This is a genomic window from Nitrosospira briensis C-128, from assembly GCF_000619905.2.
Taxonomy (GTDB): domain Bacteria; phylum Pseudomonadota; class Gammaproteobacteria; order Burkholderiales; family Nitrosomonadaceae; genus Nitrosospira; species Nitrosospira briensis.
Genome location: NZ_CP012371.1, coordinates 55,541 through 73,472 on the forward strand (window position 1 = coordinate 55,541; position 17,932 = coordinate 73,472).

10 protein-coding genes and 1 pseudogene are annotated in these 17,932 nt (G+C 54.1%); 8 read left to right on the forward strand and 3 right to left on the reverse strand.

The features are described 5' to 3' along the window. Nucleotides 1-450: 450 nt before the first annotated feature. Entirely contained in the window at nucleotides 451-654 is a 204-nt protein-coding gene (locus tag F822_RS00285; protein ID WP_197272847.1) for a hypothetical protein, read from the forward strand. Nucleotides 655-910: 256 nt separating this feature from the next. Here the strand turns inward: F822_RS00285 and F822_RS00290 are convergent, their stop codons facing one another. Continuing rightward, nucleotides 911-1,363 carry a PRC-barrel domain-containing protein gene (locus F822_RS00290; protein ID WP_025039918.1) on the reverse strand — a complete coding sequence of 151 codons (453 nt, stop codon included), beginning with the start codon at nucleotides 1,361-1,363 and terminating at the stop codon, nucleotides 911-913. A gap of 561 nt (nucleotides 1,364-1,924) precedes the next feature. On the opposite strand from F822_RS00290, the gene tkt reads away from it, so the two are divergent. The 6 genes and pseudogenes from tkt (at nucleotide 1,925) to F822_RS00320 (ending at nucleotide 12,630) form a co-directional block, all read left to right on the forward strand. Continuing rightward, nucleotides 1,925-4,099 carry a transketolase gene (gene tkt, locus F822_RS00295; RefSeq protein ID WP_051536562.1) on the forward strand — a complete coding sequence of 725 codons (2,175 nt, stop codon included), beginning with the start codon at nucleotides 1,925-1,927 and terminating at the stop codon, nucleotides 4,097-4,099. Between the two features lie 220 nt (nucleotides 4,100-4,319). Beyond that, a pseudogene (locus F822_RS15040) lies at nucleotides 4,320-4,588 on the forward strand (integrase core domain-containing protein); the annotation flags it as partial. A gap of 585 nt (nucleotides 4,589-5,173) precedes the next feature. Then, nucleotides 5,174-6,181 (forward strand): ComEC/Rec2 family competence protein, encoded by a 1,008-nt coding sequence (locus F822_RS00305; RefSeq protein WP_025039916.1) that lies wholly within the window; start codon nucleotides 5,174-5,176, stop codon nucleotides 6,179-6,181. A gap of 149 nt (nucleotides 6,182-6,330) precedes the next feature. After that, nucleotides 6,331-9,618, forward strand: coding sequence for an efflux RND transporter permease subunit (locus F822_RS00310; RefSeq protein ID WP_025039915.1), 3,288 nt, complete (start codon nucleotides 6,331-6,333; stop codon nucleotides 9,616-9,618). Between the two features lies 1 nt (nucleotide 9,619). After that, on the forward strand, nucleotides 9,620-10,912 hold the full coding sequence (locus F822_RS00315; RefSeq protein ID WP_036574686.1) for an efflux RND transporter periplasmic adaptor subunit: 1,293 nt from the start codon (nucleotides 9,620-9,622) through the stop codon (nucleotides 10,910-10,912). Continuing rightward, entirely contained in the window at nucleotides 10,909-12,630 is a 1,722-nt protein-coding gene (locus tag F822_RS00320) for an efflux transporter outer membrane subunit (RefSeq protein WP_025039913.1), read from the forward strand. Before F822_RS00315 ends, F822_RS00320 begins: the two co-directional genes overlap by 4 nt. Before the next feature lie 417 nt (nucleotides 12,631-13,047). On the opposite strand, the gene F822_RS00325 is transcribed toward F822_RS00320, so the two are convergent. After that, nucleotides 13,048-14,391, reverse strand: coding sequence for a dicarboxylate/amino acid:cation symporter (locus F822_RS00325; RefSeq protein ID WP_025039912.1), 1,344 nt, complete (start codon nucleotides 14,389-14,391; stop codon nucleotides 13,048-13,050). A gap of 466 nt (nucleotides 14,392-14,857) precedes the next feature. Between F822_RS00325 and pyk the strand changes: the two genes are divergently transcribed. Next, a complete protein-coding gene (gene pyk / locus F822_RS00330) occupies nucleotides 14,858-16,333 on the forward strand; it encodes a pyruvate kinase (RefSeq protein ID WP_036574852.1) in 1,476 nt (491 codons plus the stop codon). 413 nt (nucleotides 16,334-16,746) lie between these two features. Here pyk and F822_RS00335 read toward each other — a convergent pair whose 3' ends face one another. Then, nucleotides 16,747-17,868, reverse strand: a complete 1,122-nt coding sequence (locus tag F822_RS00335; protein WP_025039910.1) for a GGDEF domain-containing protein — start codon at nucleotides 17,866-17,868, stop codon at nucleotides 16,747-16,749. Nucleotides 17,869-17,932 lie beyond the last annotated feature (64 nt).

Here is a 17,932-nt window from a genome sequence, read left to right on the forward strand (position 1 = left end):
TTTTCATTCTCGATTGAGAAAATCAAGGTCGGCTATCAAATCTCCTGATAGCTCAGCAGTACTCTAGTGCATAAAAAAATAAGTTGAGATTAAGAAAAGAAGGCGTTTTATATGCCTTCTTTTTATTTGACTGCTTGATAAAAATATCGTAGGCGGAAGCTTCTTCCGCGATTTTCGCGTACGAAATTCCTGTACGAATATCCGCCTTCCGGCTGCGCTAGACCTCCGCATACTCTTCTCGGAAAACTGAATCAACGCCATTGCCGATGGGATTCGGCCTGGCTCTGGTTTCTGGTACAGCAGAGTTTGCTCAAGCTGCAAGCAGCTATACCGACATTCTTCGCTTGGCCCAGAGCCAATATCGTGAGCGAGAATGACTATGCGTTTTTTTAACAATCAACCTGGTGTCCTATGATGCTGCCAGGGACGCCGAGAGCCGGGGTGATTAGGGTGCGAACCAAAGGTGCCGCCCCAGGTGCAGCCTCGGGAGGTGTGGCACGAAACGCGGTTGGAATGCTGGTTGGCGGACCTGCGGTCGGCGCGGTGGTTGCCGCGGGGAATATGTGGACTCGCCGGCAGGCACAGCAGGAGGTCTGCCGGAAGGAGGCGAAGGAACAACGAAAAGAGCCTTACATCCGAGGCCAACCGGGATGATGTGGCCGTGCGTATCGCGATTGCCAGTGATAATGGATAATCGGGCGCTAAGGCAGCATGCGCAGCGGAGTCGAAAGGGTGAAAGGCACGTGGGAAAATGGCGGCTGGGTAGACTTCGACGCGGCGATGCCCCAGCAGCGGGTGGATTGATGGCTGGAAACTTCCAACCTGAATCCGCCGCGCAGCGAGCGGTCAACTGCCGGATTCAGGTTTAAGGGACAACCACTTGATTAGAGGTTGGCAGCGGGTCCGTTTATTAACCGCGTTGGTCCGATTTGCCCGCCTGATCGTTCCTGCCGACCCCATAATGCCGGGTACCGTAGTATGTGTTGGTCTGGCTGATCCAGGATTCATCGACCATATCCGGCCAGTTGTCCTTATCGAATCCTGGTGCGGATTCAAGGCGTTCCTTCTCGATATCCAATATGAAACGCCTGTCCAGAGTTTCGAGTTTAAGCGTTAGCGCGCACCATGGTACAGCATGAAGTTTCTCACCAAAGCCCAGAATACCGCCGGTGGCCAGCACCGCATAAGCAACGCTGGCATGCTCCATATCAAGCATTACTTCCTTGATTGCGCCAAGGATTTCCCCCTTCGGCGTGTAAACATCCATTCCCAAAGGCCAGGTGGCACCCATGAATCTGGGGGCAGGGCTGTTACTTTCCGGCATTATTTTATCCAGGCCTTGAGTATTGTGTTCATAAGTCATGTTGAGCTCCTGCTATATATAATTAGAATCTTCCGGTGACATCATGCATTCCGAAGCCACTTCGTGAAGCTTATGGCTGACTAAGCGTGCCTGAGCCAGCCGACGAGGTCGGTTCGGTGGCTAACACAGCGCGGTGTCTGGCGTGCCCGCTGCAATGCATGAATGGTGGCGGGATGCTTTTAATATGATGGCAGCGGAGTTCTTCGACCTCCCGTTATTCGAAGACGGGTAGCTGATAAGCTCGAATCACATGGTTGGAATGCCATATGGTTCTTTGAATATTGCGTCTTTTCTGTATTTATCGGCATTTATCCCGAAGAGTCCGGCACCTATAGGCTAGGCTGCGTTCGAGCATGACCTTGCCATCAGTTTCACGCCCATGTATCGTGCGATTGATATGGGTCCTGGTGAAGCAGTGGCATTACAGCCGCGGCGAGGTTGGGCTGGCAATCGTAATTGAATTAGCTGTTTAGCATTATGGCGGCACAATCAGCACCATGCTGCGGAAGGGCCGGCTGGCTATCGGCCAGACGTCAGATTCAGTTAAAACGAGAGGCCAAAATGACAATCCAGGGAACCAAAAGCAGCGAACCAGCACAAGTGGACCAGCATCTGGAGGAACTGTGCATCAATACGATCCGGGTCCTGTCCATTGACGCTGTCCAGAAGGCCAATTCGGGACATCCGGGTTTACCCATGGGAGCAGCGGCGATGGCCTATGTTCTCTGGACGCGCTTCCTCAAATACAATCCTCATGATCCACTGTGGCCGGATCGCGACCGCTTTGTCCTGTCCGCGGGACATGGTTCCCTGCTTCTATACAGCCTGCTGCATCTTACAGGCTATGATCTCTCGCTTGACGAGATCAAGCGTTTTCGCCAGTGGGGCAGTCACACGCCAGGCCATCCCGAGCGAGGGCACACGCCGGGAGTCGAGGTGACGACCGGTCCGCTCGGGCAAGGTTTCGGCAACGGCATCGGCATGGCTATGGCCGAGGCATGGCTGGCGGCTCGATATAACCGCCCTGGTCATGATCTGGTCGATCACTACACTTATGCTCTCGTCTCGGATGGCGATCTGATGGAAGGGGTGGCTGCGGAGGCAGCGTCGCTTGCGGGACACCTTCGCCTGGGCAAGCTCATTTATCTTTATGATCAAAACCACATCTCGCTGGCTGGCGCAACGGATCTTACGTTCACTGAGGATGTCGGCAAGCGGTTTGAGGCATATGGGTGGCATACCCGCATGGTGCCGGATGGCAACGACACGGAGGATGTAGCTGCTGCCCTGCGAGAGGCGCAGGCCGAGAAAAACCGCCCCTCGCTCCTGCTGGTGCGGACGCATATAGGCTATGGCAGTCCCCATAAACAGGACTCCTTTCATGCCCATGGGTCACCCCTGGGTGCGGAAGAAGTAGCTGCCACCAAAAAAGCATTAGGATGGCCAACGACCGATTCTTTCTTCCTTCCGCCCGAGGCCGTGGCGCACTTTCGGCAGGCTATCGGGCGCGGAGCAAAAGCGCAACAGGAATGGCAGGAGCGCTTCGATGCTTACCGGGCAGCCTTTCCCGTAGAAGCCGCCGAATGGGACCAGGTCATGGGTGGCCGGCTTTCTCCAGACTTTACGACACAATTACCACAATGGAAGCCCGGCGACAAACCCGTTTCGACACGGGTGGCTGCCGGGCAGGCCTTGAACGCGCTCGCCCAGCGCATTCCGAATATTATCGGCGGCTCGGCCGATTTGAACCCCTCTACCAACACGGCTCTGAATGAGCAAGGCGATTTTCAGCCATCGGAGGAGACGCCAGTGCCAGTCGCTGCGGGTGCAGTCGGCGGCACGTGGAGCTATGCGGGTCGCAATATCGCCTTTGGCGTTCGCGAGCACGCGATGGGCGCAGCCGTCAATGGCATGGCCGCGCATGGGGGCATAATCCCCTTCAGTGCAACGTTCTTCGTATTCTCCGATTACATGAAGCCAGCGATACGCCTGGGAGCGATCATGGGCTTACGGGTGATTTATGTCTTCACGCACGACAGCATTGCTGTGGGCGAGGATGGGCCGACGCACGAACCGATTGGCCACCTGGCCGGCCTGAGGGCGATTCCCGGTCTGACTGTTATCCGCCCGGCCGATGCGAATGAAGCCGCAGAGGCATGGGTGATTGCGGTAGAGAGAAGCTCGCCCACGCTATTGGCGTTATCGCGCCAGAACCTTTCCATTCTCGACCGCTCGCGTGCGCGCGATGCCGGGGTGGCGCGAGGGGGATATATCCTTTCGGAGGCTGTGGGTGGCGAGCCTCAGGTACTGCTGATCGGAACCGGCTCGGAAGTCGAGCTATGCGTCAAGGCACAAGCGCGATTGAAGGAGCTGGATATTCGCGCTCGCGTGGTCAGCCTGCCGAGCTGGGAGTTGTTTGCGGAGCAGGACAGCGGCTACCGCCAGCAAGTGCTGCCTGCCGGTGTGCGAAAACGCATAACAGTGGAAGCGGGCGCAACACTGGGATGGGAACGGTTTGCCGGAGAAGAAGGCTCCATTATCGGAATCGACCATTTTGGGGCCTCGGCTCCGGCGGAAGAAGTCATGAAACATTTTGGCTTCACTGTCGAGCGCGTCACCGCTGCCGCTCTGCGGCTTCTGGGTCGCCCCGAAGCGGCGGCGCAAGAAGAGGGGAACCAGCATGAACAGGGCAGCGCGTCTGTGGCGCCCACATCGTCGGCCGAAGGACATTCCTGAGGAAGTACTCTCTTTTGCTCCACGGCAGAGCTGTACTATTTTTAGTTCTTCCAGGAAAGCGCTGAACAAATAGTGCTTCCAGATCCGCGTAGGTTGGCTGCTGTTTTTTAGCACGAGCAGACCGACAATTCATTTCCCGGCCATATTTCATTACCGAGTTACCGTGTTTTTCTGTTTCATCGTCCGCTCTGGGGCATAGCGGACGGATTTCGCCCCTCAGGCGGAAGCAGGCATTGAACCCTTGGTGGGCAGCCGGGGTGACTGTTACGATAATGCCTTGGCTGAAACCATCAACGGCCTGTACAAAGCCGAATTGATATACCGCGTGCGCCCTGGAAGACAAAGGCGGCAGTGGAACTGGCTACCCTGGAATGGGTATCGTGGTTCAACCATCAACGTCTGCTCGAACCCATCGGCTATATCCCACCGGCTGAGGCCGAGGAATATTATTATCGACAGCAGGTAGAAAAGGCCACGGTAGTGGTCTAACTTAAACCAACCGGCCTCCATGAAAGCCGGGGCGGTTCAGTCTGATCCCGGACTATCTGGAAGAATCAGGTTATGAGACTGATCTGGCCAGTGCGAAAGCATGAATATTCCAGGACCGTCCTGCTTCTTCTCCAGAGCAGAAACCTGCGCTTCGATCAGCACTTCCCCTCTCATACGCACTTTACAGCCGCCAACGCCTCTTGAATGATTCAGGTCGCAGTGTTCACAAAATGATCACTTTCAGGTTGGAATATTCACAAGATGACCACTTCCAGGTCGGAATATTCACAAAATGACCACTTTCAGGTCGAAATGCTCACAAAATGACCACCGATACATAATATTTCCCTGACAAGTGGTGTGGTAATTTTATCTCATCCTTGGACATTGGCTTCCTTCTTGAATCTGCGCTGATCAGTTTAAGAAAAGCCACGGCGAAATTGTCGTGTTTGGCTGCTGGACAGATCATTCGCACGTCATAATCGCCAGTCTATTGGAACCGGGGCAACGTGATAGCAAGCAGCAGCTAAACGCTCTCGGGTATGAGAATGACTTGTTCATCTTGGAAGGGAGACTTGGAAGCTCATGGCCCTGCAACTCACCATCCATATGATTGACGTCGGGCAACGAGAAAGTGCGCTCGTTGTTGCGGCAAACGTGGCAACCGGGCGACACCGGACGATATTGATCGATGGCGGGCTACTCGGGTATGCGGAGACAGTCCACAACTTTATCGATCCCATCCTCAGAGGTTACGGTTACCCCCTCGATCACATCCTCGTCAGCCACTACGACAAGGACCACTCAGGGGGAGTCATAGGCCTCCTGAATGCGAACAACATGCGAGTCGTAAGCGAGGCCATCGCGAACGCGGTGGCAAATGCGGCCCAATGGGCCGCAATGGGCACTCGCTCCCAGCAAATCGCCTGCGGAGCTGTGGCCGCATCGGCAACGATCCTCGGCGCTTGCGGCCCGAACGTGAATCAAATCCTGACAATGTGCCAGGTTGTTTTCCCCCGGGCTGTCGGGAAGACAGACGACGAGGCCGGCGAGATTGGATTTAACTACGCCCTGGAGCATACCCACAGGCCTTGGAGCTTTCCGCCCCTTCAAGTCGGCGAAAATGGGAGACGCATCGCAAAAATATCCTCGGTCGCTGCAGCAATTGCCATCGCGTCGGGAAGCAATCCGGCTACTGCAGCCTTCGGCGCCATCTTCCTCTTGATCGCCAAAACACTTCCTAATCAGCTACGGTTCGATACCGGGGGCCAATACTGTAACGTTCATCTTATCGATATCGGGCAACCCATCTGGCCATCGCAATCTGCCGAGATATGCGCCGACGCGGCGAGCGGGCAACACATGACCAAGGCGAATCGGATGATGGCGCCGGGCGTAAGCCGGACCCGGACGATGCCGGCGCGAGGGGACGAGATGCGATGGAACAGCGAGGCCGGTCGGACTCCCGCTCCCCCCCATTCACCCGCGATATTCTGCCTGGCGATCAACTCCTGGGTTTGGCAAGGGATCGGCAATAATCCTGTTCAGACCGTTTGGAGGCGCAAGGCCGAAAGCTGCACGTCCAGAGTTTAGTTGTAATGATCGTTAGTGACAGTTCGTTTCTTTATGCGGTTTAGGCAACTGTATTGTTTTATAAAGGTTTGCTAAAGAATTGCCTCATCCTTACATGCAATATTGTAGGTAAATGAATTTTTTACCGAAGATATAAGAGGATACATAGTATGAACCAGATAGTACTTATTGCGTTACGCAGACCTTACACCTTCGTGGTTCTTTCAATTCTGATCGTCATATTCGGAGTCAGGGCGATACGGCACTCGCCAACAGACGTCTTTCCCACTATCAAGATTCCCGTGATCTCTGTAGTCTGGGCTTACGCCGGCATGTTGCCGCTGGATGTGTCGGGTCGTATCACTTTTTACTTCGAACGCTTCTTGACCTCGACGGTGGAAGGTATCTCGGACATCGTCAGCCAGGCGTACTATGGCATCAGCATCACGAATATTTTTCTTCAGCCCCACACCAACCTCCCTGGCGCGGAAGCGGAAGTCACAGCCATAGCCCAGACGATTGTCAAGGCGCTGCCGCCGGATATTTCGCCGCCCATGATCATGCGGCTGGAAGCCTCTCAGGTAGCGGTAGCCAGCCTGCAGATTACCTCGGACGAGATGACGCCGGCAGACCTCTATAACCTTGCTTATAACCAGCTCAGGCCCCTGATTGTCGTGATCCCGGGGGCGATTGTTCCGCATCCTTACGGTGGAAAGCCCAAGCAGCTTCTGGTATCCCTCGATCAAGACAAGATGCTGGCTCGCAATATATCGCCAACTGATATCCATGCGGCTTTCGATCGACAGAATATCGTGCTGCCCGCGGGCGATATGAAGATCAAGCAGACCGACTGGATGGTCCAGACAAACGCGATGCCGCCGGAGATTCCGGAATTCAACGATATTCCGGTTAAAAGGGAAGGAAATTCCTTCGTTTTTTTGCGTGACGTCGCCGATGTTCAGCTGGCAGGGCCGCCGCAAACAAACTCCGTCATCGTGGACGGTAAACAGGCCGTCATTATTGTCGTCATGAAAAGCGGCGAGGCATCGACCCTGGACGTGGTCGACGGCATCAGGGCAACCCTTCCGCGCATCAAGGAGATCGTGCCGTCCCATGTGGACGTTAGAATCATCACGGATGCATCGGTCTTCGTGCGGGAATCCATCAACGAGGTGACGCATGAGATGGCAATCGCCGGCCTGCTTGTCGGTTTGATCGTCATGCTCATGCTCGGCTCCTGGCGTCCCATGATAGTCGTTATAACTTCAATTCCATTGTGTATTTTAACCTCCCTCATCTTCCTGCAAGTGCTGGGAGAGTCGATGAATGTCATGACGCTGGGCGGATTGGCGCTGGCGGTAGGGATTCTTGTCGACGATGCGACAGTGATGATCGAGAACATCGATACCCACCTGGAAATGGGCAAGGAACTCGATGAGGCAATCATCGACGCGGCAAACCAGATCGTTATTCCGACGCTGCTCGCCACATTATGCATATGCATTGTCTGGCTGCCACTGTTCACGCTTTCCGGCGTATCGGGCTATCTGTTCAAGCCAATGGCGCTGGCGGTGATATTCGCCATGCTGGCGTCCTTCATCCTGTCGCGTACGCTCGTGCCGACCATGGCGAAATATATTATCAAGCATCCGCACGCAGAAGGACATGCGGAAGGACATGCAGAAGGACACGGAAAGGAAGGCGACCACCCTGGCGAGGAAAAGCCAGCGGGGGAGGCTGCCGGTTTCAAGGAGAAGTTGAAATATCATATGGGGATTTTCTCCCGTTTTCAGGAGGCATTCGAGGCTCGCTTTGTTCAATTCTGCGCCTGGTATGGCGGGCTGCTCGAACAGACCATTGCAAATCGTCGCCGGTTCGTAACGATCATGCTGGCTTTCGCGCTCGTCTCCCTTGTTCTGTTCTACTTCAACGGTCGCGATTTTTTTCCGGAGGTCAGGTCGGGGACCATCCAGATGCACATGAGGGCGCCTCTCGGCACACGGATAGAAGCCGTAAACCGCATTACCACGCGCGTTGCGGAGGATATCTCGCGGATGCTTCCCGGGCAGGTTGAAGGCGTCATCAGCAATTGCGGCTTACCCGTCGGGCCGCATAATCTGGCATTTATTCCGACGCCCACGATCGGAACGCAGGACTGCGATCTGACGATCACCCTGTTCGACGAGAAGTCAGCCGTGTGGGATATTCGGAAAATTATCCATAAAGGTCTGAAGGAGCGCTATCCGGGGAGCGAATTCACCTTTCAGCCAGCCGATCTGATAGCGAAAATCTTGAATTTTGGTGCCCCTTCTCCGATTACTGTTCAGGTTAACGGGATGGATATCTACGCAAACTACGAATACGCGCGCAAATTGCAAGGCAGGCTGCGTGAAATCCCCGGCTCAAGTGATGTGGTGATCCAGCAAACCATGCGCACGCCCACCCTGTTTGTTGAAGGCCAAAGGACATATGGACTCGGTGTTGACAGGAGCGAATCGGATATTGCCCTGAATATGCTGATAACGACTAACGGAACCCAGCAGATCGACCAGAAATACTGGCTGGATCTGACGACCGGCATGTCATACCAGATCAACATCTATCAGCCTCAACCCTGGGTTTCAAGCACCAATGAGTTGAACAAGATTCCTGTCAAACCGGAGGGGGAAGGCGGCCTGGATGAGCAATATCAACTCCTGGGCAATCTGACGAAGAAAACGCCGGTAGGCACGCCCGGCCTGGTCACCCACAGGGGCATCATGCCGCTGATTGAAGTGTATGTGTCTGCCGAAGGGCGGGGGCTTGGCGACCTGCTGGATGACGTCAAGAAAATCGTCGAGGAGATGGACGAAGAAGTACCCCGCGGCTCCGATGTCCAAATCGCCGGCCAGGCCGCGAATATGGTTACCACCTATGGCGAACTGCTTATCGGTCTCGCAGCGGCTGTCGTGCTGATCTATCTCTTGCTTGTCGTCAATTTTCAATCATGGCTGGTTCCCTTCATCATCATTACAGCCCTGCCCGGCGCTTTGGCAGGCATTGCCTGGGCCCTGTTCCTGACTCACACGAATATTTCCGTTCCGGCCCTGACAGGGGCCATCATGGCCATGGGGACGGCCACGGCAAATTCCATACTTGTCGTGGCCTATGCGCTGGAGCGCATCGAAGCGCATGGCGACCCGCTGCTGGCCGCCATCGAGTCTGGCAAAGCCCGTATTCGACCTGTTCTCATGACCGCGGCGGCCATGATCATGGGCATGCTTCCGATGGCGCTGGGAGGATCCACCAATGCCCCGCTGGGCCGTGCAGTGATTGGCGGCTTGATGTTCGCGACGATATACACCCTGTTCTTTGTCCCGGCTGTGTATGCCATCATGTATTACGCACGAAGCGCTCCTAAAGACAAGGAAAGCGTTCCTGGCGACAAAGAAATTGTTCCTCAACTCGGGAATTCCTGACATGAAAAAATCAAGCAAAATTATAGTGATTTTGGCAATCGTTCTCGGTGTTGTCTATTTGGGCTACCGAGTCATCGAATCCCGTAAACATATGGATTCTTTAACAGAAAAGGCGATGGAGAATGATGTTCGGACTGTGGCTATCATCAAGGCCGAGCAAATGCCTGCTCAGGAAACCATCAAGCTTCCAGGTACTATCCAGGCATGGTTTCAGGCGCCGATCTATGCCCAGGTATCCGGTTACGTCAAGATGTGGCATAAAGATTGGGGAGCGATAGTCAAAAAAGGAGATGTACTTGCCGAAATCTACGCGCCGGCGCTCGATGCCCAATACGAGCAAAGCAAGGCGGATCTGGCGTCGGAAGTGGCCCTTAATGAGCTCGCCATACTTACCGCGGACCGATGGATAGCATTGCGCAAAAACCAGGCGGTATCCGAGCAATCGATTTCGGTAAAGGTGGCCGAGGCAAAAGCCCAACAGGCAAAGGTGAATGCCGCCATGCAAAACGTCCGTAACTTTGAAGCATTGATCGGGTTTAAAACAATTATTGCACCGTATGACGGCGTGGTCATTAACCGTGCCATTAATGTGGGAGACTTCATCAATAAGGAAGGCACCATCAGTTTACCGGAAGGTGAAGTCCGCAATCTTTTTACTGTCGCCGACATGAGCCGGATGCGTTTGTTTGTCAGTGTGCCTGAAGCCTACGGCGCCACTATGCACGATGGCCTGAAAGCCGATCTGACGGTGCCGCAATTTCCCGGTCGGCATTTCACTGCCGAGTTTCTGACCACTGCTCGTGGCTTCAATGTTGGTACACGTACGGTGGTCACCCAATTTGTGATTGAAAATGAAGCGCGGGATCTGTGGCCGGGTTCCTATGCATCAGTCAATATCACTGTGGATGTTCCGAATAGACACCTCTCCATTCCATCCAGCGCACTGGTATTTGATGAGATGGGGACGCGAGTGGCCGTGGTGGATGACGACAACATTGTTCACTTCAAGCCGATCAAAATAACCAGAATCCTCGACGCTACTGTCGAATTAACCGAGGGCGTCTCAGCAGAAGACCGGATTATAAACAATCCCAGCGCTGCCATACTTGAAGGTGACAAGGTAAGCATTGTAACGCCTGCACCGGGGTATGATCTGATCAATGTTCCAAAAGAGTCGGGGTCATCGAAACCAGACTCAAAAGAGCCGGTTCCGGGATCCTCGAAACCGGACTCTCATTCAGAAATACCGGATCCGGGGTTAAAACAAGCATTGAACGGATTACAAGCATCATGAACACTCATTTGACCATGATCGACTTGCGGCGTAAAAAAGGAACCCATATTCCAAATCTCTGTCGCCTCGGCGCAAGATTTGGCGGGTTTTTATTTCTGGCGGCCAGCCTGGCGGCTTGCAGTGGCCTCCCCTTTCCTGCATTCGATCTGACACCCACTTATAAACCGCCTGAATATGTCGTTCCGGATTCCTGGGAGGGAACGAGTGATTTCGTCAAGGCTAATCCGTCGGATGATGCAATCCGGCCCGACTGGTGGACACTATATGACGATCCAATTCTAAACAAGCTTGTGGAGCAGGGACTTGCAGCCAACCCGGATTTGCATGCAGCCGCTGAACGGTTCGTTCAAGCGCGCGATGCAATGATGAAGGCACGGGCTCGATATATGCCCCAACTCGGCTTTGAGTACGGTGGTAGTAATAACAGGCAATCCGACCATACCCTCTTTCGTGCTCCTGGAGAACCTGACAGCGATACTCAACATATTATGAGTGGAATTGCATCCTGGGAGCCGGATTTCTGGTCGAAATTTCGGAATGTGGCGCAATCCAGAATCTATCGTGCTGAAGAACGTGCGGCTGATTACGGACTCGCACGCCTTATTCTGCAGGCGGAAATTGCATCGAATTATTTCGCACTGCGTGGACTGGATGCGCAAATTGCGATTTACACACGTTCGATTCATCTTTACAGGTATACGGTGGATGTTGTAGTGACTCAGTTTGAAGGCAAGATCGCCTCTAATCTCGACGTAGCACGGGCTCAGTCGTTGCTGTTCTCTACCGAGTCAGAATTGTCCCTGATGCAAAGCGACCGAAAGGTGATGGAGCAGGCCATTGCAATTCTTCTTAATCTCGCTCCAGCCAGCTTTAAGATCGAGCCGGTAGATACCCTCCTTACCACGCATTTCAGCCTTCCGGAGACAATTCCATCTACTTTACTTGAACGTCGGCCCGATATTGCCGCGATGGAGCGCCGGATGGCACAGGCCAACCGCGGCATTGGAATTGCACGTGCCGCTTTTTTTCCGGATGTGTCCTTCCGGCTTGGAGGAGGACTTGAGAATTCCGGACTCAATCTGCTCAGCCTGGCTAACGGTTTCTGGGCCTATGGTTCCTCTTTTGCCATTCCGATTTTTCAGGGTGGATATCGTCGGGCTCAATTGCAGCAATCATGGTCGGCCTATCGCGAGACAGAAAATGCATATCGTTCGACAGTGTTGAATGCTTTTCGTGAAGTTGAAAATAACCTGACCAAGACCTATTGGATGGCCAAGGCCGCCGAACGGCAGGATGCTACCGTCGGAGCCGCACGTATCACACAAGACCTTACCATGGACCTTTATAAGGGCGCTTTGGCCTCCAGCCTTGAACTCATTTATGCACAGATCGGCACGCTGACGGCAAGCGTCAAGTCTGTACAGATCAAGACTGGTGTACTGGTAGCATCGGTGGATCTTATTCGTTCGCTTGGAGGGGGCTGGAACCGCGACCAATTACCTGAAGACAAGGAAATTCAACCCTTTAGCGTACTTCAATATTGGGATCTTGATAAGCCATCGCCAGTCGGAGGAATTGACGTCAATGCGGATCCTGCCGATAGAAAAAGCAAAACCCATAATTTGACCAAGCCTCTGGTTCAACATGAAGATCATAGTGAAGGAAGCAAAAGCAATAAACTTCCGACACCCCCGTTTCCAGAGCCCTTTTTTCCATGACTGCATCTTGCAAGCGCTCCTGGGCTCGTCGGCAGACACAGCAGGAGGTCTACCTGAAGGAGGTTGAGGAACAACGAAAAGAGCCTTACATCCGAGGCCAGTCGGGATGGTGTTAGCCGTATCGCGATTGCCAGAGAAGTGGCCCCCAGGAATTTGAATAAGTCCGTAAGTGGAGAATCTGCTACCTTTTGATGGTCCCTGCGGGGCTTGGATATGGAGCAGACATGCCGATTCCAACCGATGAGGGCCGAAGGCATCTCGCATTTGCCGTATCGCAAGAGGCCGAGTGGGTTGGCGTCTCATTCGTGCAATCGGCTGGCGATCTTGCGCAGGTGAGGTCTTGTTTCCCCCTGGACCTGGGATCAAACCGCATCAATGGCCGATGCAAGGTGAAGAAGCACTCTGTCATCATGAAAATCAGTCCTTATGAGTGGGGTCAAGCGCCAATGCCAATTCGGCATCAAGAGCCCTCGCATTAGCGGCCGCATCCGCTTCGGATAGTAACTCGCCTTCCCATTTTGCGACCACGGCGGCGGCAATCGAGTTACCCGCAGCGTTGGTCGCCGAGCGTCCCATGTCCAGGAAGGCGTCAACGCCCAAAATCAACAGTAGACCCGCTTCAGGAATGTTGAAGTGACCTAGCGTTGCGGCTATGACAACCAATGACGCACGCGGAACGCCCGCCATCCCCTTGGAAGTCAGCATCAGGATCGCCATCATCGTTAACTGTGTGCCAAGCGATAGCTCGACGTCATATGCCTGGGCAATGAACAGTATCGCGAAAGTGCAATACATCATTGAGCCATCGAGATTGAACGAATAACCCATCGGCAATACGAAGCTGGAGATTTTTCGCTTCACTCCAAAGCGATCCAGGGCATCGAGGAGTTTCGGATAAGCTGCTTCGGAGCTTGCAGTTGCAAAGGACAATAAAAACGCTTCCCTGATCAGAGCCAATAATTTGAATATGCGTCGTCCCAGAAAAATGAAACCGGCTAACGCAAGCAAACACCACAGGATAAAAAGCGCAATGTAGAAGCCGCCCATAAAAACTGCAAATTTCGACAGAATTCCCAAACCGTTGGTGGCGACGGTGGCCGCTATCGCCGCAAATACCGCGGCTGGCGCAAGCAGCATGACATACGCCGTGATTTTCAACATGACGTGGGTCAGCTCGTTCATTATCCGGGTGAGGGTTTTACTCACATCGCCCAGGGCGGCCAATGCCACGCCAAAAAACATCGAAAATACGACAATCTGAAGAATTTCATTATTCGCCAAGGCCTCGGCAAATGATTTTGGTACCAGGTGGATCACAAAATCCTTTAACGTAAACGACGGTGTCTGGAGATTGGCAGCGGCGTTCACCGCCGGCAAGGTCAATCCGAGGTTATGCCCCGGCTGTAATAAATTTGCTACAAGCGTGCCTAATAACAGCGATACCACTGAAGCGATTAAAAACCAGCCAAAGGCCTTGAAAAATACCCGGCCGACCGATTTTGCATCCCCCATGTGTGCGATTCCCGCGACGAGTGTCGAAAAAACCAGCGGACCAATCAACATCTTTACCAGACGGAGAAAAATATCCGATATTAAAGAAATGTAACCAGCAATTTGCGCAGCGTCATCGGTAGAATAATGGATAAATATCATGTAACCGGTGCCGACACCCAGCGTCATTGCAATTAGAATGGATGCCCACTGCGGGAGTTTTCTCCCTGTGATTTGCCGGGGCGTTGACACTGTCGCACTGATTGGCATGATGTACCTTCGTACCTTACGGTTATCAATCGGAAAAAATCGTTATCGAATTTTACTTTTACTACCACTACCGGCTACGGGGATTTGAACAAGGAAATTGCCGGTTCACGTCAACCCAGGGAATTCGAAGCTGCACTCGAGTAGACGCGTATTTCGTCTTGGTATTTTTATCATTTTCGGGCTTATCGACCAGTCGGAAAAGTGCTGAATTATGTAGGATGACTACGTAGAATTACGTAGAAGAGAAAAAATCGATACTTGCCGGGAACGAAAAGGACGCCGCAAGGGTATCGTACCGTGCCGAGATAGCATGAAGCAGGGCTTGTCCCATCGTCAAGACTGTCGACCTAAACGAAATGAGGAGTACCATCGATTCATCCGGATCATCGGATAGGGGTTGTTATTCACCTTGTTATTCACCTCCGAGAATATAAAAACCGGTAGTCTAACCAAACGTATCGCAAATATGACGCAATCCAACTGGCAGCGAACCAAGATTGTATGCACACTGGGTCCGGCGACGGACCGGCCCGGCGTGATCGAGCGGTTGATCGAGGCCGGAATGGATGTTGCGCGCATCAATACATCGCACGGGGATCATGCCGACCATGCACGGCGTATTCGGCAGGTCCGGCAGGCGGCGCACGCGCTCGGCCAGCCAGTGGCCCTGCTCATGGATTTGCCCGGTCCCAAATTCCGCCTGGCCGATCTTCCGGATGGCTTTTGTAAATTGGAGGAAGGAACGATAGTCAGGCTCGTGGTGGCGGGTGACGAGGCAAAGGGGGCCAGCGCAGACAATTGCTGTCTGTTGCCGGTGCGAAGCCGTGAGTTGCTTCAGGCATTGCGAATCGGGGAACCAGTATTCCTGGCAGACGGATCGGTCGAGCTCCGCGTGAAAAGCGTGACTGCAAGCCCAAGCCGGGCCGAGTGCGAAGTGCGCATCGGCGGCACTGTCCGCTCCGGGTCCGGCATTAATATACCGGAATCCGCCACAGACATGCTGATTCCAACCGATGAGGACCGAAGGCATCTCGCGTTTGCCGTGTCGCAAGAGGCCGAGTGGGTTGGCGTCTCATTCGTGCAATCGGCTGGCGATCTTGCGCGGGTGAGGGCTTGTCTCCCCCCTGGACCCGGGATCAAACCGCTGCTGATGGCCAAGATAGAGAAGCGCCGCGCGTTGGACGATCTTGACGCGATCGTGGCAGCATCCGACGGAGTAATGGTGGCGCGCGGCGATCTGGGCGTTGAAACCGATCTTGCCGAAATACCGATTGTGCAGAAGCGCATTATTTCGGTGGCTAATGCTCAAGGTCGACCTGTTATTACCGCTACGCAGATGCTCGAGTCGATGGTGGAGCATGAGCATCCGACGCGTGCCGAGGCGACTGATGTGGCCAATGCCGTGCTGGATGGGACGGATGCCGTCATGCTTTCAGCGGAGACGGCCGTCGGCGAGTTCCCGGTGGCGGCAGTGCGGTTTCTCCAGCGCGTGCTTACCGCAACAGAGGAGGCGTATGGCGGACGCATGGCGCGAGACCGGATGAATCCAGCGGAAACAGCCAGCCCGAACGAAGCGGGAAACGCCCTGAGTTTTGCGGCGTGCCTGCTCGCCGCCCGTCTCGGCGCCCGGGCCATCATTGCTCCCATTCAATCCATGGAGACGGCGCTATCCGTTGCCCGCTTCCGCCCGCAGGCACCGCTTGTCATGGTCGCCGATTCCGTGCGGTTGTATAGAAGTCTCGCACTGGTCCGCGGTATTTCGCCGCTCGTTGTCAACGCGCCCGATAATGGAGCGGAGCCTCAGGCTCGCCTCGCACAAGCTCGAGAGTGGTTGTTTACGCATGGGTTGGCACAAGAGGATGATCTGGCTGTGCTCTTGTCTGCCTCCGGCGCTGCCGGCGATAAAGCAGATACGTTGCAGACGGTCCGGTTGAACAGTTAACGGAGCCTTTAACCTAAATCCGGTAGTTGACCGCTCATTTAATAGATCAGTGTTATGATTAATAACAATATTTCATATTATTTGCCGCTCACCTTCCGGGTGAGGGCGCTACGGGGCGAATTGCACAGTTTTTGGGGCACATGGCTGCGTTGCAACTTCTTGGAATGGAACGGCGCCCCAAAGCGTCGCCCGAGGGGCCCCGTGCAGCGGGGATCGGGCAGCGCAGGGGATGCCGCGATCGCGTTCCACACACAAGGGGGCGCCCGCATCCCGCTTCGGGGTCGCACCTTCCTGCGGAAGGCACTGCTCCGCCCTGCGCGGTCGCATTCCGCGTCGTTGCGCCTTGCCCTGCACCCCAAAAACCGTACATTTCACCCCGTCCAACTACCGGATTTAGGTTTAATCAGATGCGCCTATAACTCCGGCAGGGTTCTGATATCGTCAGCATCTTTCGCAATTATTACGCGATTACGCCCGGCGCTCTTTGCCTCATACATTGCCACATCCGCGCGCTCAAGCAATGATTCCTTGCGTTCGTCCGGCCTCAGCATTGCGACGCCAAGGCTGATGGTTACCGGGATGGTCAGCTCCTTTAGATGTAAAGGCGTGTCCATCACCCCTTTACGCACGCGCTCGGCAATGACCGTTGCCAGTTCCAAGTCGGTATTTGCCATGAGAATGACGAATTCCTCTCCGCCAAACCTGCCTACCATGTCGAAATCACGTACTGCCGCCTGAATTCGGCTTGCGACGTGCCGGAGCACAAAATCGCCAACGACGTGCCCATGCGTATCGTTGATTTTCTTGAATAAATCGAGATCGATCATGATCAGGCACATGTTGCCGGAAAGACCCTTTTGACTCCTATGCTGGTTCGCGTGCGCGGCGTTAACCTGATGCTCAAGGGATTCCATGAGGCCGGCATAATTCATCAAGCCGGTGAGTTGATCGATCGAGGCCTCCTGGTGTAATCGGGATGTTTCTTTGCGGAGGTTGTCCAACGATTTTTGCAGTTCGGCAACTTCCGGCAAATGGTAGCCCTCGGCCGTAAGATATAAATCAAGGGATGAAAGCTTCAAAACACAGTCTACGAGAGGCCGGGCGGTTGAAGCAGCTTCCGCGAATCTAACCGATAGACGATCTATGAGTACCTGCTGGATAAGGCAGTGCTGTACCTGAAAAATGCCCAGAGGAATTTTCGCGCGTGCATAAGCAGCGGCGCTCGCAAGCCGGTCCCCAAAATACTCGGCGGTATCAAAGTCCTGGCCGTAGTGCTGCAAGCGTTCGATCCAGGTTCTCTTGAAGGATTCGATACCGATATTTCGCTCGATCAGCGTAAAGCCCCGGCTACGCGCCAGCGGGGCAAGGCAGGAATCGACCAGCTCATCGGCTTTTCCAGCGATCACTTCAGCGCGCATGCGCTCGGCAAGCAAGCCATGCTCCGCACTGAATCCCAATATGGAAAGTACTTCCCTGATTCGTGTGCTGTCAAATCCGAATATCGCGCAATAAGGAGTCGTTGTCCGATTCATCATCCAGATATTTATATGAGATAAAACACCCGCGATTCCATAGGGACAGGCCGAGAAAGTTGCAGCA